This window comes from Flavobacterium sp. GSA192 (assembly GCF_006386525.1).
Taxonomy (GTDB): Bacteria; Bacteroidota; Bacteroidia; order Flavobacteriales; family Flavobacteriaceae; genus Flavobacterium; species Flavobacterium commune.
In genome coordinates this window covers 157,128-182,516 of sequence record NZ_VAHC01000004.1, presented here as the reverse complement: position 1 = coordinate 182,516, position 25,389 = coordinate 157,128, and the positions used below count along the sequence as shown (strand labels likewise).

The 25,389-nt window shown below is 35.8% G+C and carries 13 protein-coding genes; 4 read left to right on the top strand and 9 right to left on the bottom strand.

Features of this window, described 5'->3' with window-relative positions; all coding sequences use genetic code 11:
- Nucleotides 1-121 precede the first annotated feature (121 nt).
- From FDM27_RS16070 to FDM27_RS09730, 9 genes are all read right to left on the bottom strand, one after another.
- Nucleotides 122-2,254, bottom strand: a complete 2,133-nt coding sequence (locus FDM27_RS16070) for a hypothetical protein (protein WP_181161657.1) — start codon at nucleotides 2,252-2,254, stop codon at nucleotides 122-124.
- A gap of 1 nt (nucleotide 2,255) precedes the next feature.
- Complete coding sequence (locus tag FDM27_RS16065) at nucleotides 2,256-5,882, bottom strand: DUF4450 domain-containing protein (RefSeq protein WP_181161656.1); 3,627 nt, start codon at nucleotides 5,880-5,882, stop codon at nucleotides 2,256-2,258.
- Nucleotides 5,883-6,097: 215 nt separating this feature from the next.
- Nucleotides 6,098-7,555, bottom strand: coding sequence for a glycoside hydrolase family 28 protein (locus FDM27_RS09760; RefSeq protein WP_140486108.1), 1,458 nt, complete (start codon nucleotides 7,553-7,555; stop codon nucleotides 6,098-6,100).
- A gap of 320 nt (nucleotides 7,556-7,875) precedes the next feature.
- Complete coding sequence (locus FDM27_RS09755) at nucleotides 7,876-9,246, bottom strand: sulfatase-like hydrolase/transferase (protein WP_140486107.1); 1,371 nt, start codon at nucleotides 9,244-9,246, stop codon at nucleotides 7,876-7,878.
- A gap of 16 nt (nucleotides 9,247-9,262) precedes the next feature.
- Nucleotides 9,263-10,630 (bottom strand): glycoside hydrolase family 105 protein, encoded by a 1,368-nt coding sequence (locus FDM27_RS09750; protein ID WP_219846410.1) that lies wholly within the window; start codon nucleotides 10,628-10,630, stop codon nucleotides 9,263-9,265.
- A 41-nt stretch (nucleotides 10,631-10,671) separates the two neighbouring features.
- Entirely contained in the window at nucleotides 10,672-11,787 is a 1,116-nt protein-coding gene (locus FDM27_RS09745; protein WP_140486106.1) for a PKD domain-containing protein, read from the bottom strand.
- Between the two features lie 377 nt (nucleotides 11,788-12,164).
- On the bottom strand, nucleotides 12,165-13,490 hold the full coding sequence (gene xylA, locus FDM27_RS09740; protein WP_140486105.1) for a xylose isomerase: 1,326 nt from the start codon (nucleotides 13,488-13,490) through the stop codon (nucleotides 12,165-12,167).
- Between the two features lie 15 nt (nucleotides 13,491-13,505).
- Nucleotides 13,506-14,987, bottom strand: a complete 1,482-nt coding sequence (locus FDM27_RS09735; protein ID WP_140486104.1) for a xylulokinase — start codon at nucleotides 14,985-14,987, stop codon at nucleotides 13,506-13,508.
- 3 nt (nucleotides 14,988-14,990) lie between these two features.
- Nucleotides 14,991-15,989 (bottom strand): GntR family transcriptional regulator, encoded by a 999-nt coding sequence (locus tag FDM27_RS09730; protein WP_140486103.1) that lies wholly within the window; start codon nucleotides 15,987-15,989, stop codon nucleotides 14,991-14,993.
- A gap of 582 nt (nucleotides 15,990-16,571) precedes the next feature.
- Between FDM27_RS09730 and FDM27_RS09725 the strand changes: the two genes are divergently transcribed.
- From FDM27_RS09725 to FDM27_RS09710, 4 genes are read left to right on the top strand one after another with little or no spacing between them, the layout of a single operon-like run.
- Nucleotides 16,572-18,815, top strand: a complete 2,244-nt coding sequence (locus tag FDM27_RS09725; RefSeq protein WP_140486102.1) for a fasciclin domain-containing protein — start codon at nucleotides 16,572-16,574, stop codon at nucleotides 18,813-18,815.
- A gap of 1 nt (nucleotide 18,816) precedes the next feature.
- Nucleotides 18,817-22,098, top strand: coding sequence for a SusC/RagA family TonB-linked outer membrane protein (locus FDM27_RS09720; protein WP_140486101.1), 3,282 nt, complete (start codon nucleotides 18,817-18,819; stop codon nucleotides 22,096-22,098).
- 17 nt (nucleotides 22,099-22,115) lie between these two features.
- Complete coding sequence (locus FDM27_RS09715; RefSeq protein WP_140486100.1) at nucleotides 22,116-23,633, top strand: RagB/SusD family nutrient uptake outer membrane protein; 1,518 nt, start codon at nucleotides 22,116-22,118, stop codon at nucleotides 23,631-23,633.
- A 12-nt stretch (nucleotides 23,634-23,645) separates the two neighbouring features.
- Entirely contained in the window at nucleotides 23,646-25,367 is a 1,722-nt protein-coding gene (locus FDM27_RS09710) for a fasciclin domain-containing protein (protein ID WP_140486099.1), read from the top strand.
- Nucleotides 25,368-25,389: the final 22 nt, after the last annotated feature.

The following is a 25,389-nucleotide window of genomic DNA, read 5'->3' as shown; positions in this document are numbered from 1 at the left end:
CATTCTTCAAACATTTGACGCTCGACTGCGGATGCTAAGGACGCTTAAACCTCACAATAATTGTAATAAAACAGATGTGAAAAAAAATCCTGAGAATTAAAAACTCTCAGGATTTAACTTATTAAAACATTTTTTCAAGACCTTCCCAGCGTACATTCCATTTACCATCTTTAGGGAAACCTGGATTACTTTCGGTAGTGCCATCCCAGCCCGCACACATCATGGCTACTGCCGTAAGCAGTCCTCCATTTCCGGGCAGGTAAATAGGCAAACGACCTTCCTGATAATTGTGTCCGTTGACCAAATAAGTATTGGTTTGTACATTCATAAACAAGGCATCTACAGCTTTATCAGGCATTTGTAAACGAGCCGCAGTCATAGCCGTCATTGGGAAATCCCAACCCCAGGTTTCTTTCCAGGACCAGGTTTTCCAAATCAAATCGAAGGTGTTCTTCATGATACTTTTATCCAATAAAGTGGTTTCCGGTAACATTCCGTATGTTCCAAAAACAGATGGATGGTCAGTTTTGTATTCCGGATTGGTATAAGAATCGGTAGCACTTTCAGTAGCTAAATATACATTTTCCTGAACAGGCAGTTTTGATAATTGAGCAACAACGTCTTTCCATTTGGCTACTTCCGGTTCTCCAACGCGTTTTTTCCATTCTAAGGCCGTATTTAAAGCCCAATTCCAATAAGCTAATTCGTAAGTTGGGTTAAAGGTTTCTGAGGCTTTAAAACGCTCCTGCGCCGGAATTACCCCCGGACCCAGAATGTATCTTTTTTTCTCTTGGTCATAATAAGCAAACGAAGCCATGAAATCGGCAGTAGCAAAAACACGTTTTTTGTATAAATCTAAAGTGGCTTTGTCTTTATGATCGCGATACATTAATTCGGCAAAAGTGATAAAATGAGGCTGTTGCCAAATTAATAAGGCGCCAATAGAAGAAGGCGCTTCGTTGCCATCAGGATCTGTCATTTTTTGCCATCTTACTCCGTCAAAACCTTGTCTTTCGGCAATTTTTTTAGCGTTATCATAAACTTTGTTGTACCAAGGCAGGCTTTTTTCTAGTAAATTAGCTCTTCCCCATAGCGGATAATGAACACCATGCCACCAGTGCATTTCTAAATGCGGTTTTCCATACCAACTATTGTATGTTAATCCTGTTTCCTGAGGAGGTTCGTTTCCTGCGCATTGTAATTTAGTCAAGTATTGAGAAAGAATAATTCTTCGCTCTAATTCAAAAGCGCGTTCATCAGTACATTGTGAAAAATCAACGGCAGCCCCGCTTTTCCAGAATTTTTCCCAGCCGGAAATACTGCTGGTTTGTATTGCAGCTACATCAGGAATGTTTAATTTTCCTTTATGTGCCGGCGCAAATTCACAGCTGAAAGCAAATTCACTATTCTTTGATGGAGTCAGGATATAATAATGCGCTTCTTTTTGGGCAATAGCTGCATTTCCGTTCCATTTCAGACCGATGTTGTAAGTAATCGAATCCATTTTATGCGTGATGATGGCTTCGTTTTTTCCTTTATTCGAAAGTGTACTGGTATAAGCCAAATCGGCTTTCCACAAATTTCCGTTGTCGCCCCATTTCATTGTCGGGTAAGGAATGCGAAGGCGGATTTTCAATTGCCCTTTTTTCATCAAATCAGAAGAGACTTTAACTCCAATTGCATCTTTTTGCTGATGCGAAGCCGTCCATACTTTTACCGGAGTTCCTTCAAAAGTAAACGTACTTACAATTTCTCCTGTCCAGACATTCAGCGTTTGTTTGATGTTTTTAATATCCGATGGATTGGCTAAAGCACCATCTTTTTTGTACAATTCAAATCCTAAATTCCCTAACTGCAAACGATGTGCATTGGCACGAAAATATTCCACGGCTTTTGCAGCATGATCCGGTGTTTTTTGCTGTACAGAATAGGAAACTTTTCTCCCATTTTGGTCGAAATCCCTCAAGGTTTCTTCAAATTTATAATTTTCAGTATTGGGAACAGCGTTCCATCCCCATTCAGATTGCGTTCCCAATGGAACACCTGCCTGATAATAATCGGGGAAAGTTTGTAAACCGGTAGCGTCAACGGTAAAGGCAAAAGTTCCGTTTCCAACAGACAAAGAACCCAAGGTGTCAATTTTTGTGATATTAACATTGTGCCTGCTTACTAATGCTTTTCGGTCAATTTTTTCCTGTGCTTTTGCTGTGGTTATCAGCAAACACAAGGAGACTGCGATGAATACTTTTTTCATGTTAATTCCGGTTTAATGTTAAACTCATAATTCCAATAATTACTTCATTGGCAATGGCTTTGATTTCTATATTTTTTAGGTTTTTGTTTTTGTCCAACGGTATGTCAATAATTGTTCCGGCTCCACCTTCGATACCAAAATCACTGAAACCTTTTATCGATTTAAAATCTTTAAAATCCCTGCTAATCGTTCCTGTTTTTAAATATACCCTTGGTGGTTTTTGCGCATCGGTTGTAAAAGCATAACCATCGGTGTAATAATCCTGTTCGATAGGCCACCAGTTTTCAGGATTTTTCAGTTCCAATTTTTCGTTGCTTCCGTCGCTGTAAGTTACTATAATTTCACCATTGGTAAAACGGCTTTGCATTGGATTAGTCGTTCCTGCCATCATCAAATAAGCATGAGATGCTTTTCCCGAAAGGGGAATTGCAAGTGATTCAGGGAAATTATCCCATTGGGAAACAAAAGCAATATTTTTACCGGCAGTGGACGGAGTTGTAAACGGAATGCCTTCGGGACTGATAATTTGGTTGTTCGTTCCTGCTTTTGCTCTTAATCCCGAATCATCAATTATGGGTTTTATAAAAGGATAACACCAGTTTCCAATTCCCTGTGTTGGAAGCTGAAGGCTTGGTGATTGTGCTCTTGGGCTGAGATATTTGTTTTCAAAAATATTCGTGATTTTATCATTGAAAAATCCATCCAGTTTTAAAGTTTCCCATTTTGTTGTAGCATTGCTCGCAATATCCCAGTTGGTAAAACTCAATTTTGTTTGAGTTCCATCTTCAAAATTCATTTCCACCTGATTCGTTCCCGAAACCAATTGGTCTGAAGGAATTTCGATGCTGTTTTCTGAATTGGCTTGCAAACTAAATTTTGTTTTATTTGTTTTTTGATTCGAAATAAGGAAACCATTTACTGTTTTAGATAAGTTGTTTTTGATAGTCACAATTGCATTTTCTCCTTTTATCGCATTCGAAATAATTTCAAATTTAGGAGTGATTTTGAGGTCAATCGCTTGCCACCAAATCATCTCTTTTTGTTTCAATTTGACAAAGAACGATTTGTTGCCAAGACTATTTGCCACCGCATTGATTTCATTATTGCTTAAAACAGTTTTTGCCAATGCGTTTTGGGTGTCTTTTATTTCTAAAATAGTCGCTTTGTTTGTTGCAATACGAATGTTTTCGCCTTCGCAAATAGAGGAAACTACAGTTGGTTGTTCTAAGGTTTCGTTACTCCAGACAATCTCTATTTTGTACGCATCAGCATAAGGGCTTTCGATACTTATTTTTGGACTTCCAATAGTTCCGTCAATCATTTTCCATTGCACTTCTTTTTCATTAACAATCACTTTGCTAATGTTTTCATGAGTAGCATTGACTACTAATTTCAAGTTCATTTTTGTTGAAAAATGAGGTGTAATTTGGTAAATATCGGTGTTTTTTGTTCTTTCGAAAGCAAAAGTTACATCAGGAATTTCAAGAGAAGCATTGTTCCAGGATTTAGGTAAGCCCGGTTGAATGCTTAAAGTGTTTTTAAGCGCATCAGGTTGAATTCCGAAAAGTCCTTCTACTAAAGTTCGTCCAGCCATTCCAACTGGATCGGCAAAATCGCGATACAATTCGCCACGAATCGCATCCTGAAATAACAATTGTTCAAATCCACCCGGAGAAGCCCCCAGATACATGCTTTCGATTAAACCACTTTCCCAAAGTTGGTATGCTTTTTCCGATTGTCCACCTTGCCAATAAGCCAAAGAAGTATGCAAAATCTCAGCCAAAGCCACATTGTTTAGCGACCAGTCGTAAGGCTGCCAGTTGGTGGTTGAAATTATTTCCAGATTATTTTTGTCTAAACCTTCGGCAGCAACCGGGATATGTGGAATTTCAGTATCTACATATCGCAGGGCTTGATAGGCCTGAAAAGGATTAGCAATTTCGCTATCCAAGGCGTGATAAATAGTCCAGATTGCAGGCGTATCATGTGTGAGTTGGTTGCCCAAAAGATCTTTGTATTCGGCAAAAGTTCCTTTATTGCTTTTCCATAATTTTTCCTGAATGGCCTGGTAAATCTGAGCCGCTTCTTTGGTGTAAGGAGTGCCGTCTTCGCCTACAATTTGCGCTAATTCTCCCGCCATTTTATTGGCAAAATAATTATAAGCGGAAGTATGGGTAACACTTCCGCCACTATATTGCAGCGCATCACTTGCCCAGATGGCAGCATAGGCATCGTACAAACCATCGCCATCTACATCGTAATTTCTTTTTTCCCAAGCCAAATGTCGTTGGATAACCGGCCACATTTTTTTTAGAAAAGCAATATCTCCCGTCCATTTAAAATGACGAATCAGCTGGTCGATAAAAACCAAATTCATGTCGTAATGATGGGCAACTTTGTTGTTGTTAGGATTGCGGCTAATGTAACCGCTACTGAACATTGAAGTTCCCATTTTCTCCAGTTGGCGAGCATAATTTCTTGTTGTATCAGGAACAACCGGGCCTGATTCCGGCTCTGTAACCTGTGAATTTCCATAGCTTTCAAAATGCGTTTTGGCTCTGTCATGCCAACCTAACGGGTCGGCAACATAGGCGCCACGCCAGGCGTTCAAGTACATTCTCCAGGCAACAGCTCCATGTAAATAAGCTGGATTTTCCCAAATAGCATCGGCAGCCATCGCCAATGCACCACCCAAAGTGTTGATGTAAGGATCGGGTGTGTTTACCTTGATTCGGTTAGCCAGAAGTTCGCTTTGAGCAAGGGCTTTTTTAAATTTTTCGGCTATTGATTTTTGAGTTGTATTGTTAATTTTGGCTGTGTTTTCAAACAACCAATAATTTCCTTCTTTCGAAAGTTGATTCAATTGCCCAATAATCATTGGAACAGAATCTGCTTTTGAAGTATAGTTTTCTAAAGGTGTTTTTAAGAAATTGGCACTGGCCAAATGGGTGTTCGAATCTGGAAAAATGCCACTAATTATTTGATTATTCTCCGTTGCTTTTTTACTGCTTGCAGAACCATAGGAAACACTTAAATTGTTTTTGTTGATTTGGTATTGATTGTTGATGCAATAGTCAGGTTGTAAATAAAACACCGATTCCGGATCGCCACCGATGTCTCCATTTCGGGAAAATTTCTTTCCACTGGCACCACCATAAGCCCAAATAAGCGAAGTGTTTTTTGGAACATTGTTGCCAATAACTTTTAGAATGAAACCATCGCTGTCTGCCAAGGCTACAATTTGAATAGTCAAAGTAGCATTCGAAAGTAAAGCATCTTTTATTTGGTATTCAACCGTTCCGGGTGTGTATTTTGTATTTATTTTATCGGCTTCGGTAAGCCATTTGCTGTTTTTTCCGTTGATTAATCCCAGTTTGAAATTACCGCCCATTCCAGGCATGTACATCGCAAATTCTGGTAAATCACCTGCTTCGACCCTAAAAGCGGTGTTGGTTCCATATAAGGCACGATTGAATTTTCGGGTTCCATTTTTTAAAACAAAACTTTTGCCTTCGGGTGCATAATGGATTTTTCGTGTTTCTCCATGCCATAGCTTTTGACTTTGCGCCGTTATATTTGGCACAGCAAAAGACAAGCAGATCAGGGAAATGGAAATTTTAAATTTCATTTATAGAATGTTTTTTTGCCACGAATTCACGAATTTTCTCTTTAATTTTCGAAGCGCTGCTTCGATTTGCTTTTTTGGCCGCAGATTTCACAGATTTTCACAGATTTTTTGTGTGTAAACTTGTGGAATTTGTGTTTTGTTTTACCAATATTTCGTGGACTCTGCCCCGAGGTAGTTTATTTTTTAATTAGTGAATTCGTGGCTTTGTTTTTATATTATTTGCTACTTGATTTTGAAAAATCTACATTCTTTGAGTTTTCAATTTTCAGGGTCGAATGGTCTAAAGCATTTATAGTTACATTGTCTAAAATCCAATTGCTGCTATAGGCAATGTTTCCCGCAGTTTCGGCTGTAATGTGTACGTTTTTCAGGTTTACGTTTTCAACAATGGATTCCTTTAATCCCGCTACCGAAATGGCTTTTTTAGCACCTTTGATATCGATGTTTTTTAAATAAATATTTCTGAAAATAGGAATTCCTCTGGATTCAGGTTCTACCTTGGTCAACATTTTTTTCCAATGTGGAGGCAAAGTTTCTTCGGTATAACCGGCAGGAAGTTTGGAATAGCTGTAAGCAGGATTCCAATTCATCGAAACGGTGATAAAAGTACCGACACTTTCCATTTTTATATTTTCCATGTAAATGTCTTCTACAGTTCCGCCTCGGTTAGTGGCCGATTTTATGTTGAGTCCGTTTTTAGTGCCGTATCCCTGGATGTTAGAAGCGTATACATGACGTATACTTCCCGAAGTTTCGCTGCCTAAAGTGAATAAACCGGCACCCTGACGGGCAATGCAATTGCGTACGACTACATATTCGGTAGGGCGGTTGACTCTTAATCCATCCCAGTCACGCCCTGCTTTTAGACAGAAATTATCATCATTGCAATCAATATCGCAGTTTTGAACCAGAATCCATCTCGATGAATCAATATCCACTCCATCGGTACTTGGACCATGTCCGCCAATGTTGTTTCTTATTTTGATACCATCAACGGTAATGTATTCCGAATACAATACCTGAACCGTCCAAAATCCCGCTCTTTGGATGTTTAAATCTTTAAGAAATACATTTTTGGAATTCGTGATTAAGATTGTTCTCGGACGTTTGGCATCATAATCTACAATCCATCGTAAATCTTTGGCTTCGTATTCTTTTCGCAAATTCCAATAGTAATCCCAATGGACTTTTCCCTGACCATCGATAGTTCCTTCTCCATCAAGAGTTACATTTTTTTGATCTAAAACATTGACTAAAGCTGCTGGCCATTTCATTTCGATTCCGGCCACACGGGTATCGATTTCCGGGTAGTCGGCAATATTTTCGCTACCTAAAATAGTTACTCCTTTGGGAACATTAAAATGCACACCTTCTTTGATAAATAACGAACCAGTTAAGTAATTTCCGGGTTTGAAAGTAAGTGTTCCACCACCATTTTTACTGCATTCGTCTATGGCTTTTTGGATGTTTTTAGTCGAAAGTGTTTTACCATCATTTATTGCTCCATAATCGTTTGCGTAATAAATTTTGGATTTGAATTTATTTTCTTTAGCACCCACTTTGTTGATCCATTCAGGTTCAAAATTAGCCGAATGAGATGTTACCTGAGCTGTTTCTTTGCATGAAAAAAGCAAAAAGCATAAGGAACTTAAAATGATGTGGTATTGTTTCATTATAATTAATTTTATTCCCGAAAATCATTATTTCAGATTAAAAAAGCATCCTGTACTTGCCTGATTTTAAATCGAAATTTAGCAAATTGATAAAAATGGGATAGTTTTGGATAATTTATGTTTTGATTTTCGAATAAGTTAGAGCTGTTTTAATTTATATGACTGTCCGCTAGGCGGACTAAAAATTCAATAATGGCACATGGATGATACAGATTAGACAGATTTTCGCTGATTATAAAAATCTGTTTTTATTAGTTTAAATCCTTGTCATCCGTGTACCATTTTCAAAATAGGTACAAGTAACGGATTGTCATATTAATTTATTCTCCAGCTGAATTTACTTCTTTGGAATCCTTGGCAAATTCAACTTCTAAATCTTGTTTTAGTTTATCCGTAATGCTGGAATGTGTTAACACTAGATTTTCTTTTTCTTCAGGATCTTTTTCGATATTGAAAAGTTCAAAAACGGCGGGAGCATTTTTATGTCTTGTTCGAATTAATTTCCAAGGTTTTTCAGTAATACTTTCCTGTAAATGACCACGAATGTAGATGGATTGATTAGGAATAGAATCATTAGAAACAATAGAATTCCAAATATTTTTCCCTTCTATAGTTTTAGGAAGTGATTTGGCTCCGGCCAATGATAGAATAGTAGGCATTAAATCGGTTACCGAGATGTAATTTTGATTTAAAGAGCTGTTAATTTTGTTTTTCCAATAGATAATTGCCGGTATTCTTACGGCTCCTTCATAATTGGTGGTTTTCCAGTCTCGTAATGGATAATTGCTACCTAAGACGTCATTTGCAGCATGCCTTCCCTGGTATTGGTTTCCTGGAATCCATTTGTCCATAGCGCCATTGTCGCTCATGAAAATAACAACGGTATTTTTGTCTAAATGCTGTTGTTTTAAAGTTTTTAATATCTGGCCGATGCTGTAATCTAAATGCGACATGGCAGCGGCATAATCTCTTCGGGAGTTGTTTTTAATGGTTTTTAAATAAGGCTTTTTCCATTTGTCTTCTTCCTGTAAAGGAAAGTGCGGAGCGCTATAACTCAGCTGAATGTAGAAATTTTTAGAAGGATCTCTTTTGGTTTTAAGCCAGGTTATGGCTTCGTTTTCGACCAAATCAGTAACGTGTCCTTTTTCGGTAATAAACTGACCGTTTCTGTGCCAACTTGGATCTCCGTTTTTGTATTCGTGACTGTATTGGTCAATTTGCCCATGTAAAAAACCATAGGAATAATCAAATCCATAGACTTTAGGACCACTGGACGGATTTAAGCCCAAATGCCATTTGCCAAACAAAGCTGTTTGATAGTTTTGTTGGTGTAAGGCTTGCGGTAAGGTGGTAACATCACTTGGAAGACTTAAATTGCTTTTGTCGCTTATAGGCGCTACAATTCCCATACGGCTAGAAGGTCTTCCTGTAAAAAAGCTGGCTCTGGATGGAGAGCAGGTAGGGGCAGCGTACATGCGGTTTAATTGTGCTCCGTTTTTGGCAAGCCAATCAATATTCGGGGTGTGAATTTCCGAACCATTATAACCTACATCATTCCAGCCTGCATCATCAGCAACAATAACTACAAAATTAGGTGTAACAGGAGCTGCGGCTTTCTTTTCAGTTGCCTGGCCAAAAGTTGAACCCCATAAAAATAATGTTGTTATACTGCTGATGACGAGTCTGTTCATGAATTGTATTTTAAAATTATTTACGGGTTTTTAATTGTAAAGAGCTATCGTTGATTTCGAATTCGTTGTTTTTAAGCATCAGAATAATTTCAGATCCAGCTAAAATAACCGGTCCATAACCATGAGCTGCAAAAACATTAATTGGGCGATAGTAGTAAAAAGCAGGGTCAAATCCCATTCCGGTTCCTACACAAGTTCCTTCCACTTCTCCTTTGTCGTTTACTTTTGTAGCAACGGCATTCCAGGCTAATAAAGCCGCAGGAGCATAAGCTGCCTTGTCAATATAACCTCTGTTGATAGCGCGGGTGATTGAATAAGCATAAATGGCAGTTGCCGATGTTTCTAAGTAAGTGTCATTGCGGTCAATCAATTGATGCCAGAAACCGGTGCCATCCTGATAAGCAACCAAACCTTTGATATGCGCTCTTAACTGATTTAAAACAGCATTGTATCCAGGGTGATCTTTTGGCAAAACTTCTAATAATTCGACCATAGTCATTACAGCCCAGCCATTGGCACGAGCCCAATGAAATTGTGGATGTTCTTCCATTGATTGTACCCAGCCGTGCATGTATAAGTTTTTCTGGCTGTTAAACATTCGCTCTGAGAATTGCTTTACTTGTTTAACGGCATCATCATAATATTTAACATCGCCTGTTAATTTACCCATTTGTGCCAAAGCAGGGACAGCCATAAATAAATCGTCCAGCCATAAAGTGTTGGGTTGGGGTCTGTTTCTGGCCAGTGTCCCGTCAGTTAAACGAAATTCTTTGCTGCTGATATAGTCCATGAAATGGTCAATTAATGGTCTCAAATCAGTTTTTAAGCCAGCTCTTTGTGCTTTAATCATCGAGGCAGTAACAGCACCGCCATCATCCAAGGCATGTGGCATTAAAAAGCCGTGAACTGGAGAAGGGAATTTACTGTTTTTAGCTAACTCTTTTTTGTAATAAGGAGAAATGTCTGCTATTAATTTTAATCGTTTGTTAGTATAATCGGCATATTTTGGATCACCTGTAGCTTCTGTAGCTAATAACATTCCGGCATAAGTTACTCCCCATTCGTAGCTGGTCAATCTAAAAGTTCCGGGAGCAAATACCGTGTTTTCATTCAGTTTTTTCAGGTCAGTTACTTCCTGTTTTGTTTTGCTGTCTATCAGGCTGGCAGGAGTTGTTTTTTCTAAAAAAGCGTATATTTTATCTATAGTCGCTTTGATTTCCTGCGTAGTTTTTGCTCCATAAGGAGTTGGATAATCCGGTTGTAAAAGATGTAACGGTGCTGTAACATCGTTAGCGGGTTGCTGCGCATTTGCAAGCGTTGGAATTGCCATTATTGCTGCCGCAACGCCTATTTTAATTCCAGTGGTGAATGCTTTGGTTCTCATTTTACTAAAATTTTGGTGGTTAGTTAGATTTTTAATAGCTATCATTTTACGGCCACATCCCAGACTTTTGACAATTGGGAAGTCCCTTTTGGCCCTTGAATTTTTAAAATTACAACATATTTGCCGGCTTCTTTATATTGATGAATTGGATTTTGTTCAGTTGAGGTCGTTTTGTCTCCAAAATCCCAATTCCAGAATTGGATTTCGCCTTCAGATTCATCGACAAAGGCGACTTCTCTTTTGTCCATATTGACAACTTTAAAAGACCATTTGGCTTCGATGTCTTTTTTGAATTGCTTTTCCAAAGGCATTAGTTTAAAAGGCAGACTGTAAGAAGCATTTCCATACATTTTGTGTTCTTTTGAAAGATTCCAAAAGCCGTTGTTTTCTGTTTTATTAACATCATCATAATCGATTATTGCCCAGCAAAGACCTATGTTTTTGTTTTCTGTCAATATGGATTCTACCGCTCTCGATGGATCATTTCCTGCATAATCAAAAGGAGTTATCCAGAATTCCAGGGTTAATTTTCCGCCTTGTCCCGGTTTAAAATCATAATGATAAGAAGTATTGGCATAAGGTAGGTTTTTAATCCAAGGCTGACTGCCCCAAACCATAGTCCAGTCCTTTTCTACGGCAGGAGTGAAAATATGATAGTTTTGCGCATGAACTCCATGATAGGAAAAATAGGCGTCCATTGTGTTTGTCAGAGTTGGATTGGGATGAAAACGATCAATAAACGGTCCGCCAGATTGATCCGCATCGACTATGAGTTCGAAAGTATCGTTATGTAATCCCGGAAGCGAAAAATCCCAATAATCATCATAAGCTTCATAAAGAAAATACAAACGATTGAGTCCTTTTACCCAACCTACTTTTACGCTAACGTCCAGGTTTTTTGGGTCGGATTTGGGTTGTTTTCCGCTGTCGTCCCATAATTGATCCATTCCTACCACGTAGTTTTTAGGGACAATTTGCCAATCTTCGCTATTTCCATCAATTGTTGGTATTTTATTGGCAGGAAATTGAAAAACCTGAAAACTTTTATTGTCCTGAGCATTGGTTTGGATGCCAATGAATAGCAGCAGTAATGCTAAAAAAAAGCCGTGTTTTGCTTTTATTTTAAAATTGAAAAAGGATTTGATTCTAAAAAGCATTGGATATTTCTTTAAGGTTTTTGGTTCAGAATTTGCTAAGTTAAAAAAGCCCCAACAAAAGTTAGGGCTCAAAACTAAAAACTCACTCTGAAACTAAACTAAAAACTAAATTATGGTTATCCATAATGGATTGAATTGCTCTGGTATTGTGAAAAACAGGTACTACTTTTTTATAAAACAAAAAAAATAAACCGAATTAATTTTGTTCTTATTAATACATCAATATTAGAGTTTAAATTTGATATTAGAGTCCTGTACTGTCCTGTTTTTTAAAGGATAAGTCGGTTGGTGATAAAAAAAAACAGCCAACTGTACTAAAAAGTGTACTGTTGGCTGTTTTAAATGGGGAACTTTTTTTATTAAAAAAAGACTCTTTTTTAGATGTATTGGTTGATGATGTTTTCGAAAAGTTCTTGTTTTCCGCTTTTTAAATCCAATTCACCGTTTTCTAAAGCGATTTTATACAAATCCTCTAAACCTAATTTTCCGTTTTCGAAATCTTTTCCTTTTCCGGAATCAAAAGAGCTGTATCTTTCGGTTCTTAATTTTTCATAAGGAGAAGAAGAGATGATTTTATCAGCAGTTAGTAAGGCTCTTGCAAAAGTATCTGCACCACCAATGTGAGCTAAGAATACATCTTCCATATCCGTTGAGTTTCTTCTGATTTTAGCATCAAAATTAACTCCACCACCTTGTAATCCACCTGCTTTTAAGAAAACTAACATCGCTTCGGTAGTTTCCTGGATATTGTTAGGGAATTGGTCTGTATCCCATCCGTTTTGATAATCTCCACGGTTAGCATCTAAACTTCCAAGCATTCCAGCATTAGCAGCTACTTCAATTTCGTGTTGGAAAGTGTGTTGTGCTAATGTTGCGTGATTTACTTCGATATTGATTTTGAAATCGTCCTGTAAACCATATTTATTTAAAAATCCAATAGCTGTAGCCGAATCAAAATCATATTGATGTTTCATTGGTTCCATTGGTTTTGGTTCGATAAAGAAGTTTCCTTTGAATCCTTGTGCACGTGCATAATCTCTGGCTTTTACTAAAAATTGTCCCATGTGGTCTAGTTCACGTCCCATATCAGTATTTAATAAAGACATATAGCCTTCACGTCCACCCCAGAAAACATAGTTTTCGCCATCTAAAGCAATAGTCGCATCTAAGGCTAATTTTACCTGTCCACCTGCTCTGGCTACTACATTAAAATCAGGATTAGTAGAAGCTCCATTCATGTAACGTGGATTTGAGAAACAGTTTGCAGTTCCCCAAAGTAATTTAATTCCTGATTCGGCTTTCTTTTGTTTTAGGTATTCAGTGATAGTAGCTAATCTGCTTTCTGATTCTGCAAATGTTGCTCCTTCCTGAACTAAATCGTAATCGTGAAAACAGAAATAATCAAATCCCATTTTGCTAATGAATTCAAAAGCGGCATCGGCTTTGTCTTTAGCTGCCTGGATTGGGTCGTTTGACTGATCCCAGGCAAAGTTTTGAGTTCCAGGTCCAAATGGATCTGAACCTTGTCCGCAGAAGGTGTGCCAGTAAGCAATAGAAAATTTAAAATGCTCACGCATTGTTTTTCCAGCTACAATCTGGTCTGGATTGTAATATTTGAATGCTAACGGATTGTCAGATTCTTTTCCTTCAAATTTGATTTCGCCAATACCCTTAAAGTATTCTTTACTTCCTATTATTGCCATTTTTTTGTTTTTAGTTTATTTGTTTATAATAAGTTCTAGTTCTTTTTTCCAATTTTGATATGCGATTAAATAAGGTGTGCTATTTTGTAAAGGCATAAATGTCATTACGTGGTCGTTTTTGATAATATTATCACCAAAAGTCTCATAATCACCATCAATTAAACCGACTGCTCTTGCAGCTCCAACAGCTCCTGTAGTGTTGTAAATTTCTATTTCGTGACCAATTAATGTGGCAACGGTATTCGAAAAAATTTCGGAGCGAAACAAGTTGTCATTTCCTGCTCGAATAACATTTATTTGTGCATTATCAGCTTTCATGATTTCCATTCCATACACAAAAGCAAAGGCAATTCCTTCCAGAGTGGCACGGTACAAATGCCCGTGTCCATGTTTGTTGAGGTTTAGATTCAAGAAATGACTACCAATGTTTTTATTGTTAAACATTCTTTCAGCTCCGTTTCCAAAAGGAATCACAACCACGCCGTCAGAACCTACCGAAACCTCTTCGGCTTTTACATTCATGTTTTCATAAGAATCCATTCCGCAATGATTGCGTAACCAGCGGTACTGAATTCCAGCGCCATTAATACACAATAATTTACCTACCGTAGGTTTTTCGTTGGCATAATTAACATGTACAAAACTGTTGATTCTGGAAGTTTCTTTCGATTTTAACTGATCAGTTACAGCATAAATAACTCCAGATGTCCCTCCTGTTGCAGCAACTTCACCTGGTTTTAAAATATTTAGCGATAAAGCATTATTAGGTTGGTCACCCGCTCTGTACACAACAGGAATTCCTACTGGAAGTCCTGATTCTTGAGCGCCTTTTTCGTTAAGGAAACTTTGGTTTGTGAAATTGTCTACAATTGCGGGTGTTAATGATGCGTCTATTCCGTAATATTTTAATAACCAATCAGCGACTTCATTTTCTTTGTAATCCCAAAGCATTCCTTCGGAAAGACCATTTTTGGTAGTGTTTATTTCGCCTGTTAATTTATAAGCTATAAAATCACCAGGCAACATGTATTTGTAAATTTGCTCGTAAATTTCAGGTTCGTTTTCTTTTACCCAGGTTAATTTGGATGCCGTGAAATTTCCCGGTGAATTCAGTAGGTGAGTAGCACATTGCTCTTCGCCTAAGTCTTCAAATGCTTTGTCTCCAATTTCTACCGCACGGCTATCGCACCAGATAATGGAATTTCGTAACGATTTCCCATCTTTATCGACTACAACTAATCCGTGCATTTGGTAAGAGATACCAACGCCGGTTATTTTTGAAGCATCAATATTAGCTTCTTTGATGGCTCTTTTGCTAGCTACACAGCAGTATTCCCACCACATTTCGGGATCTTGTTCCGCCCAGTCTTTGTGATAAGCTGTAATTGCCATTTCATCGGCTGGTTCATGCAGCGTGATGATTTTTTTTCCGGTTGCAGCTTCAACTAAGGCAACTTTGACAGAAGAGCTGCCTATATCATATCCTATATAATACATAATTTATAATGATTCTCTAATGGTTAGTTTTGTTGGTACGTAATATTGCATAGGCTCGTCTTTGGTTACAAATTCGGCAGCCTTGATTCCTAATTCATTGAAATCAGTAGTGACAACTGAAATTCCTTTGTATATGAATTTTTTCATGGGAGTTTCATTATAAGATAAAAATCCAACGTCTTTTCCTGGCTCTAAATCTTTCTCTCGGCATTGTTCTAGAAATATTCCTAAAATTCGATCGCTTACACTGATGTAGGCAATGTCTTTTTGAATGAAAAAATCTTTTGGATTACTAATTACTTTATGATTTAAATCGAAATCAGAACAGAATTTTTTGAAATAATCCAAAGCCTCTTTAGGGTGGTAGGTAAATGGCGGATAGATAAAGACAATTTCTTTATATTTTTTAAATAAATCCACTCCTTGTTCCAGAGCTTCATAAAAAGCTTTGCCAAAATCCTGAAAAACATAATTGTTTTTAGAATCGGAATGGATGTTCCAGTCGATCAGTAGTAATTTTTCGTTGGATATCGATGCTAATGCCGATGTGACTTCTTTGTCGTCAAAGTTCATTACCACATATTTGTAATATTTTCCAATGCTGTTATTGATAATGGTTTTGAAATTGTCAATATTGTAATGATGGAATTGTACATCGACAATAATGTTTTCGGGAAGATTGTCTATGAAAGAATGGTAGAGTACTTCCTTATAGGCTTTAAAAGTATCCAGAACTAAAAGGACCTTTCGGGTTTCTCCGGCTACAAAATAACCTTTGTTAGGAACAGAGTCAATTAGTTTTTGCTCCTTTAAAATAGAATAGGCTTTAAAAACAGTATCTCTAGATAATTGGTTTTTTTGACAGATGCTATTAACAGAAGGCAGTTGTTCTCCTTTGCCTAAAATGTTTTCCGCAATAGCATTGTTAATGGAATTGACTAATTGCTGATATTTAGGAATATCACTTTCGTGATTGATGTTGAAGCTAAATTTCTTTTTCATAACTATGCTGTTCTGTTCCGGTATGCAAATATAGATTTATTTTTTAAATTTTAAAGGGATTGAGATTTATTTTTAAATTCTCTGTTGGTTTTTGAGTATAATTATTTGTTATTCAGTTGTTTGTTGTTTTTTGTATCTTTATAAAACTCTTTTATTTATGATGTAAGTTGTTGATTTTCTATTTGTTGCTGTTTTTTGAGGTTTGAAGTGTTTTTTTAACAATTTTTTTTGATTTAGGTTAGCTAAGAGAGTAAGTTTTAAAATTTGGAGACAGAGTTTGTTATTGTTTTTAAATGTAAAATTTATGTTAATTTAATATACATGTGTTTTTTACATTTCAAGAACAGGGAAAATAGATGTTGAAGACCAATAAATACAATGGTTTTTCTATTGCTAAAATATTAGTAAATAGAATGCGATATGTATATTTAATAATGTGTTTTTTTAAATATATATAAAAAACAGGATACAGCAGGATAGATGTAATAAGTTGAACCTATAACTTTGAAAAGTTAAATACTAACAAAAAACAGTTAAAAAAAACACAATTAATTTATTCACCACTTTATAAGCTAACCAATAATGAAGAGAAAAATTAACTATTATTTATTAATCCTACCCCTTCTGGCATTGTTTGCTAGTTGTAGTCGTGACGTATTTGATGAATACTATGGACGTCCGGATTATCTTGAAGATCCTATTTATCAAAGATTGGAAGAACTAGGTAATTTTAAAAATTTCACAGCCTTAATTGAAAAAGCAGGCTACAAGGACATCTTGAGTAAGTCAGGGTATTGGACAATGTTTGCACCTAATGATGCAGCTTTTGCAACGTATTTTCAGGAAAAAGGAATTTCAAATGTAAGTCAGATTGATGAAGCAACTGCAGCTAAAATTGTTAGATATGCTTTGGTTTATAATGCTTTTAGAGAAGATCAGCTTTCTGATTATCAAAGTGCACAAGGTTGGGTTAAGGATAATTCCTTTAGAAGAAGAACTGCCTATTATGATGGTTTTGTAACTAAGACGATTGATGGTCAACCTAAAGTAATTGTGGGTTCTAATCGTAATGGTGCTAATAGTTACGTTGCTGGAGATAATAATAATAAATATATTACTTATTTTACTGAAGAATATTTTACTGCATCTGGATTGAGTGAAACTGATTTTAATTATTTCTATCCTGGTAAAGAATATACAGGATTTAATCTTTTTGATTCCAAAGTAACTGAGGCAGATATTATTGCTGAGAATGGAATTATTCATGAGGTAGATAAAGTAAATCTTCCATTAATGAATATCGATCAGTACTTAGAGTCAAATTCGAATTATAGCAAGTTTCGTGAAATTTTAGAGGATAATTTAGTCAATTATTATTTCAATCAGTCTGCAACAACAACTTATCGAAATTTTACAGGCAATTCAAATGATGTTTTTGTTAAAACATATGATCCTGCTTTAGTTTTTGCACCTAATAATGAGAATTTTATAAAATCGGAAGATAATGATGGACAATTTGATGCTTATACAATGATTGTACCTGAGAATGCACCATTGAATGAATTTATTGAAACTATTTTACTTAAAAATTATTCCTCTCTTACTGCATTGCCTCAATATATCTTTCAAGATTTTTTTAACGCTCATATGGTTCAACGTGCAGTTTGGCCGTCCACTCCGGGAAGTTATACTAATGGATTGGGGGAAGACATACGATTTGATTTTAATACTGATATTACAGATAAAAAAATATTGAGTAACGGCTTTTTTTATGGAGCAAATAAAGTTCAAAAATCAAATTTGTTTTATAGCGTTTATACTTCAGCTTATTTAGATCCTAGATATACTTTTGCTACAAGAATATACAATGATGCCACTGGATTTAAAGAAATGATTAGTAATATAAATCAGAGGTTTACAATTTTTTTACCTTCAGATGCGGTATTGAGAAGTCTTGGGTTTGATTTTGATACTAGATTCCAATCTTGGGTATATATTTCTCCACTGAATGGTGCAGCTGATTCAGCTATTAATGCTAGAAATAGATTGATAAGACTTTTGTATAATTGTATAGTACTTACTCCTGAAGGAGAGTTAGATAATATTGCTACTACTTCTGGTATGATTCGTACAGGTGATAATGAGCTACCTGGTGAGTATATAAAATGGGATCATAATAGAATATATGCCGCAGGAAATCAAACAGGTGGCGTTCAAACATATGTCAATATTATAGGAAGTGAAGTACAACAAAACGGGATTACTTATTATGTTGACAATGTGCCAAGATATTCTGAAGAATTTCAAGGTCTGGTAATAGCACGCTTAGCAGCTTCTAATCCTAATTTTAATAGTTTTTATCAATATTTGAGAAATTCATCAATTTATAATTTTACTACTGGAAAAATTGAAGGTGTAGAATTAGGAACGTCATATACTTTTGTGATTCCAGATAATGCAGCTATTGCTAGAGCAGTTTTAGCTGGAGATCTACCTTCTAGTCCTACTACTGGTGTACAAGGAGAAAGGGATTTGATAGCGGATTTTATTCGTTATCACATTATAGTAAATAAGACGGCTTCGAATGATGGTCTTGTTACTGGTCAATATGAAACTTTAAGAAAAGATCAAATTGGTGATCCAACTTATGTTGGTGTAATTAGTAATGCTGGAAGTTTATCATTTAAAGATGAAACAACAGATAATAGCATTGGTGGAGAAAATCCTGCGGCTAATTTTATTCCGGCAAGTAGTAATAATTTAGCAGATAGATCCTTAATTCATTTAGTGGATAACTATCTTACACTTCCTAAAATTCAGCAATAAAATGAGAAAACAAATTATAAATATATTACGTAGTTTTACTTTCGCCTTATTCATTCTGGCAGCTATACCTGCATTAGCGCAACAGCCTGCTTTGGCTACTATGTTACGTGGTCAGGTATTTGATGCGGGTGATAATTTAACGATTCCCGGTGCAACCGTTATTGAGCAGGATGCTGAAAATCGTACCGTAGGATCTACGGTAACCGATTTTGATGGAAATTTCGCTTTAAGAATTAAAAATCCAAATAATAAAATAGTAGTTTCTACTATTGGATATAAATCACAGACAATCACTATCAATGGGAGACAATCCATTAAAGTTAAAATGGTTTCTAGTGTGGAAACATTGAAAGAGATTGTTCTTACTGCTTCAAAATCATCCGATAATGGTTTGATGCGAATAGCTGATCGTGATCGTACTACCAGTTCGGTTAGTATTAATGCAGCTGATTTAGAAAATACTCAGGCAGCCTCTATAGATGAAGCCTTACAAGGACGTTTGTCTGGAGTAGATATTGTGGCTACTAGTGGAGATCCTGGAGCCGGAATGCAAATCCGTATTCGTGGAACTTCTTCTATTACAGGTTCTTCAGATCCATTGATTGTGGTAGATGGTATGCCTTATGAAACTTCAGTTCCAGAAGATTTTAACTTTGGCTCTGCTGATGAGCAAGGTTATGCTGCCTTAATTAATATTGCGCCATCTGATATTGAAACCATTACTATTTTAAAAGATGCAGCGGCTACTGCTATTTGGGGAGCTCGTGCTGCTAGTGGTGTTTTGTTGATTACTACTAAACGTGGATCAGTAGGTACGCCAAAAATTACTTATACCTACAGAGGTACTTATTCGAAGTTGCCTCCTACAATTCCTATGTTGAGTGGAGATCAATATTCGCAATTAATTCCTGAGGAGTTTATGAATAGAAATGGTGTTCCATTGAATACTTTAAACGTAAAGGAATTTCAATACGATCCACAGGATGTATATTATTTTAATAATTACAGCCAAAATACGGATTGGATAGATGCAATTACTCAGTCAAGTATAACGGGTGATCATAATCTTTCTTTGCAAGGAGGAGGGCAAAGAGCAAGATACTTTACCTCAGTAGGTTATTATAAAGCTAGAGGGGTAACTATTGGTACTGGACTAGAGAGATTGAATGCCAGGTTAAACTTAGATTATGTGGTGTCAGATCGTATTAAATTTAAAACCGATTTGTCTTATACTCATACAGATACCCAACGTAATTATGTGAATGGAACAAGTAATGGAGACCGTCTAAGAGGAGTTGCTTATACTAAGATGCCTAATATGAGTATTTATGAGTATGATGAACTGGGCAATTTGACTCCGAATTATTTTTCACCTGCTGCCAATGTTCAGGGTACTTATGCAGGCACATACAATCCGCTTGCTATGGCTGAGTTAGCTATTAATGATCAAGTTGAAGACCGTATTGTTCCTCACTTTAATTTGAGTGTAAGCATTGTTCCTAAGGTTTTTATGTCAACTTTTGATTTACAATTTGATTATATGTCAAGAAAAGCAAAATCTTTTTTACCTCAAAATGCAACAGGTCGTCCTTTTACAGAAACAGTAGTAAATAGAGCCGGAGATGCCGATTCTGATCAAGCTAATATTGTTACAAAGACTAATTTTATTTATACTCCAAGTATAGGAGAGAAACAAACTTTCCAAGCTATAGTATCATTACAGTCTAATGATTTTCGTTATAATGCACATCAGGCATTGACTTCTAATACGGCATCTTCTTTATTGACAGATCCATCTAATCCATCCAGAACACAAAACTCAGAATTGCAATTGTCTACGGGTATTTTTCAGTCAAGAAACGTAGGAGCAGTATTTACTGCTCAGTACGGTTTGTTAGATCGTTACTTGATAAATGTAGGTTTAAGAGCTGATGGAAACTCAAAATTGACTGGAAAAAACAGATATGGTTATTTTCCTTCTGTATCTACTCGTTGGAGAATTTCTGGTGAGCCATTTATGAAAAATTTTGAAAAAATTGATGATTTAAGTATGCGATTGAGTTATGGACACTCTGGGGGGGCGCCTCGTGGAGATTATCGTTTTTTTAATGTTTACAACAATTATGAAGCACAGTATTTAGGAATTAATGGAGTAGTTCCAGGAAATATGGAGTTGACTAATTTAAGATGGGAAACTAAAATTGGTACAAACTTAGGTTTCAATCTTCAAATGTTTAACAAGCGTTTGACTATTGATGCTGAGATATATCAAACTACCACTAAGGATATGTTATTTCCAAATCTTGATGTAAGTTCTGTTTCGGGTTATAATACTATTTCTGATCAAAATGTGGGAACTTTAGAGAATAGGGGTTGGGAGATAGGAATTAATGCAACTCCATATAAAGCTGGAAAATGGAAAGTAGATTTTAATTTCAATATTTCTAATAATCAAAACATGATTACTGAAATTTCTGAATTTGTTGCCACTGAAAGTGGGAATACAGATAGGAATGGTCAATTCAAGCGTTTTCTACAGGTCGATAATCCTTTTGGTTCGTTTTATGGTTATAAATTTAAAGGTGTATATACTGATCTTGAAGCAACTAAAGCCAGAGATGCCAGAGGTAATATAATTACAGGACCTAATGGGCAGGATGTGTTCATGCGTTTTAATTATCCGAATACAGATTATACTTTCCAGCCAGGAGATGCAATTTATGAAGATATTAATAAGGACGGAAATATCGATAGTCGTGACGTAGTGTATTTAGGAAACAGTAATCCTAAATTAGCGGGTGGTTTTGGTCCAAATGTTAGTTTTAACAACCAATGGAAATTAAATCTTTTCTTTACTTATCGTTTTGATTTTGATATTGTTAATGGTACTGATATGAATACTACAAACATGTATGGATGGAGTAATCAAAGTACAGCGGTATTAGCCAGATGGCGTAATCCGGGAGATGTGACTAATATTCCTAGAGCAGTTTTCGGAGCTGGATACAACTGGTTAGGTTCAGATCGTTATGTTGAAGATGCTTCTTTCGTTCGTCTTCGTTCGGTAACTCTTAGTTATAACTGGGGTAAAAATCTTTTGAAGAAATTGAATTTAGATGATGTAAGGATGTATGTAACAGCAGATAACTTATATACTTTTACAAAATACAGAGGTCAGGATCCTGAAGTAAGTATGGGGCCAGGCGCTTTTGGTATGGCGATTGATAATGCAGCAACACCTCCTACAAAACGTTTCTCATTTGGTTTAACAACTCGTTTCTAAACGAAAAAAATTGATATATGCAAACTAAAATAAAAACAATATTAGCAATCTTTATACTTTTTGTCTCAGTTAGTTCCTGTGACAACTATTTAGATTTACGTCCACAAGATGGAATTATACGTGATGAATTTTGGAAAACAAAAGAAGATATACAGGCGGCAGTAATAGGGATTTATTCTTCGATGTTAAATTCTCCTCCAGGGGTTAATGATTTAACACTAACTCAATATTTATTCATGCACGGTGAATTAAGAGGAGGAATGGTAGCTGAAGGACCTAATGTTACTGACGATCAAAGAGATATTATGAATACTAATGTGCTTTCTTCTAATGGTTTGACTGATTGGGCAGCATTTTACAGAACGATTAATTATTGTAATACCGTTATTGATCTGGCACCAGCAGTTAGAGCAGAGGATCCAACTTTAACTCAAACACAGTTAAATCATTTTCTTTCAGAGGCTTTGGCTATTAGGGCTTATTTGTATTTTACATTAGCTCGTACCTATAGAGATGTGCCTTTAAAATTGAAGGCTACACTTAGTGATAAAGATAATTTTCAAATTCCAACAAGTACGCAATCGGAAGTATTTGATCAGGTGATCAAAGATTTGAAATTAGCCGAGGAATATGCTGTTGAGGATTATGGTGATGTTCCTTCAAATAAAGGACGTATTACTGTGTATGCTATTAACGCTATGTTGGCTGATGTATATTTATGGAAAGAAGATTATGAGAATGCCCTTGTTGAAACAAATAAGGTGATTAATTCAGGAAAATATTCTTTAATTGAACCATCTAACAGTTGGTTTAATACTTTATATGCAAGAGGTAATTCTTCAGAAAGTATTTTTGAATTTCAATACACGACAGGAAATTTAGGCCCTTTTTACGGTATCTTCTTGCAAAGACCTCAGTTTATTGCAGGCTCAATTGTTTTAGAACAAGTCTTTGGAATTGATTTTGTTAATCCTGAAAAAGCAGATATACGAGGAGTACGTGCTTCGTTAGTAGCAGGTACAAATGAGATATACAAATTTACAGGATTAAATAATTCTGAACGTAAAGCATTACAAGATTCTGATACGCATTGGTTTGTATATCGTTATGCTGATGTGATGCTAATGCAAGCAGAAGCTTTGGCTAGATTAGGAGGAATAAATCAAAACCCAGAACAAGGACAAGCTGCACTTGATATTATTTCAGAAATACGCTTAAAAAGAGAAGCAATTGAATTAACTGAAATGACAGTTTTTCCAGATAATACAAGTGGAATTCTAGATTATATTTTGGCTGAGCGTGCTAGAGAATTTGCTTTTGAGGGAAAACGTTGGTATGATTTATTGCGTATGGCTCGTGCTAATAATTATGAACGTATAGATTTGTTGATAGACAACGCAATTGCTACTGCTCCTCCTGTACAACAACAAACTATATTAGCAAAACTTAGAGATTATAACAGTCACTATTTACCTATAAACGCTAATGAACTATTCAGTAATAAAGCACTTGTGCAAAATCCATTTTATAAATAAAAAAATTAAGTCATGAAAAGATTATTAAGATTGCCTAGCCTGTTGAGACTTACTTTAGTTTTTTTGATAGCTTTAGTGTTTCAAAATTGTTCTGAACAAAAAATCAAAGAGAGTACAGACGAAACTTTAAATATTACCGAATATTTAAGAGATAATCCGGATTATTCTATGTTTTTAGAGATTCTTGATTTAACTAATTATGCTTCATTTATGAATACGTATGGTACTTATACCATTTTTGTTCCAAATAATGAGGCTGTACAACAGTATTTGAATGACTTAGGTGCTGCTTCATTAAGTGAGGTTCCCTTGAATGATTTAAAAAATATAGCTATGCTACATATTTTAGACAAAGTTGTTAATACTAATTCTTTTAATGATGGTAAAATTGCTACTCCAAGTTTGTATGGTCAGTTTCTAATAACTGGTGCAGCTAATGCAGAGAATGGTTCCAGTATTACGGTTAACAAAACAGCAAGAATTGTAACTCCAAATATAATCTTAGGAAACGGAGTAGTTCATGTTTTAGATAAGGTATTACGTGTTGCAGATAAAACTTTAGCGCAAACTATAGAAGAAGACCCTAATCTTTCTTTATTTACAGAATTATTAAAAGAGACAGGATGGTTTGATAAATTGAATAATCCTATTACTTATGATGATAATAATGTAGGAAGTTATTTGACTGTATTGGCTCAAACTAATGAAGTATTTAATAATACTAAATGGAAGAATCCTGAAAACAATAATGAAGAAATTACATTAAATACTATAGAAAACTTAAAGTTGCGATATAGTAAGCCAGTTGATGGTGCTACTCAAGCAGATCCTAAAAACTTAAAAGATAGTTTGAATTTGTTTGTACAATATCGAATTTTACCAGGTTTAAATTACATGGCAGATTTAGCAACAAAACCCTCGTTTGAAACTAAAGCCCCTCTTGAGGTTATTAGTGCTAGATTGAGTAATGACACTATATTGTTGAATGATGATGTTTTTAACGGTATTCGTGAAAAAGGTGTTGCCATAGTTAGAAATATAAGTGATGTTACTGCTTCAAACGGTGTTTTACATTATGTAGAGTCTAACTTTAATATTAAAAAGAGACTTCCTGCGCCTGTATATTTTGATCTTTGTGATCAACCTGAATTTAAACAAAATACAGCTGTATATCGTGTACCTGGTAAATGGGCTAGTTATTCTAAGGATCAATTGTCAGGTATAACTTGGGAAGGAAAAGCTACAACTGTAACTTATACGGCTGGAAATACTACTGCATGGCGCGGAGATGTTATTGAATTACTTCGCTTAAATTCAAGTTTTTTTACCTCTATAACATTTGATACGCCAGTAATTATTAAAGGACGATATAAAGTATGGGTTTCTTATAGAACTAATACAAGGTCATCAGCATCTGTAAGGGTGTTAGTAAACGATATGCCAATGTCTAGACTTATTAATTTTAGAGAATATTACAATTCTACTATTCCTGAACGTGTTTATGAATCTCAAGGATATAAGACAAATTTATCTCCAGTAGATAGAAATTATTGTTGTAGACTTGTTGGTATTGTAGAAATTCCTACTACAGGAAGACATAAATTGAAATTTGAAAGAATATTAGATAGTAGTAATGGTCAAACTTGGATTGATGTAGTGGAGTTTCGCCCTGTTGAGATGGATCAGTTGTATCCAAGACTTCAGTCGGGAGGAGATGGTTTAGTTCCTCAATAAAAGTTTAAGTAAAAACAATTTA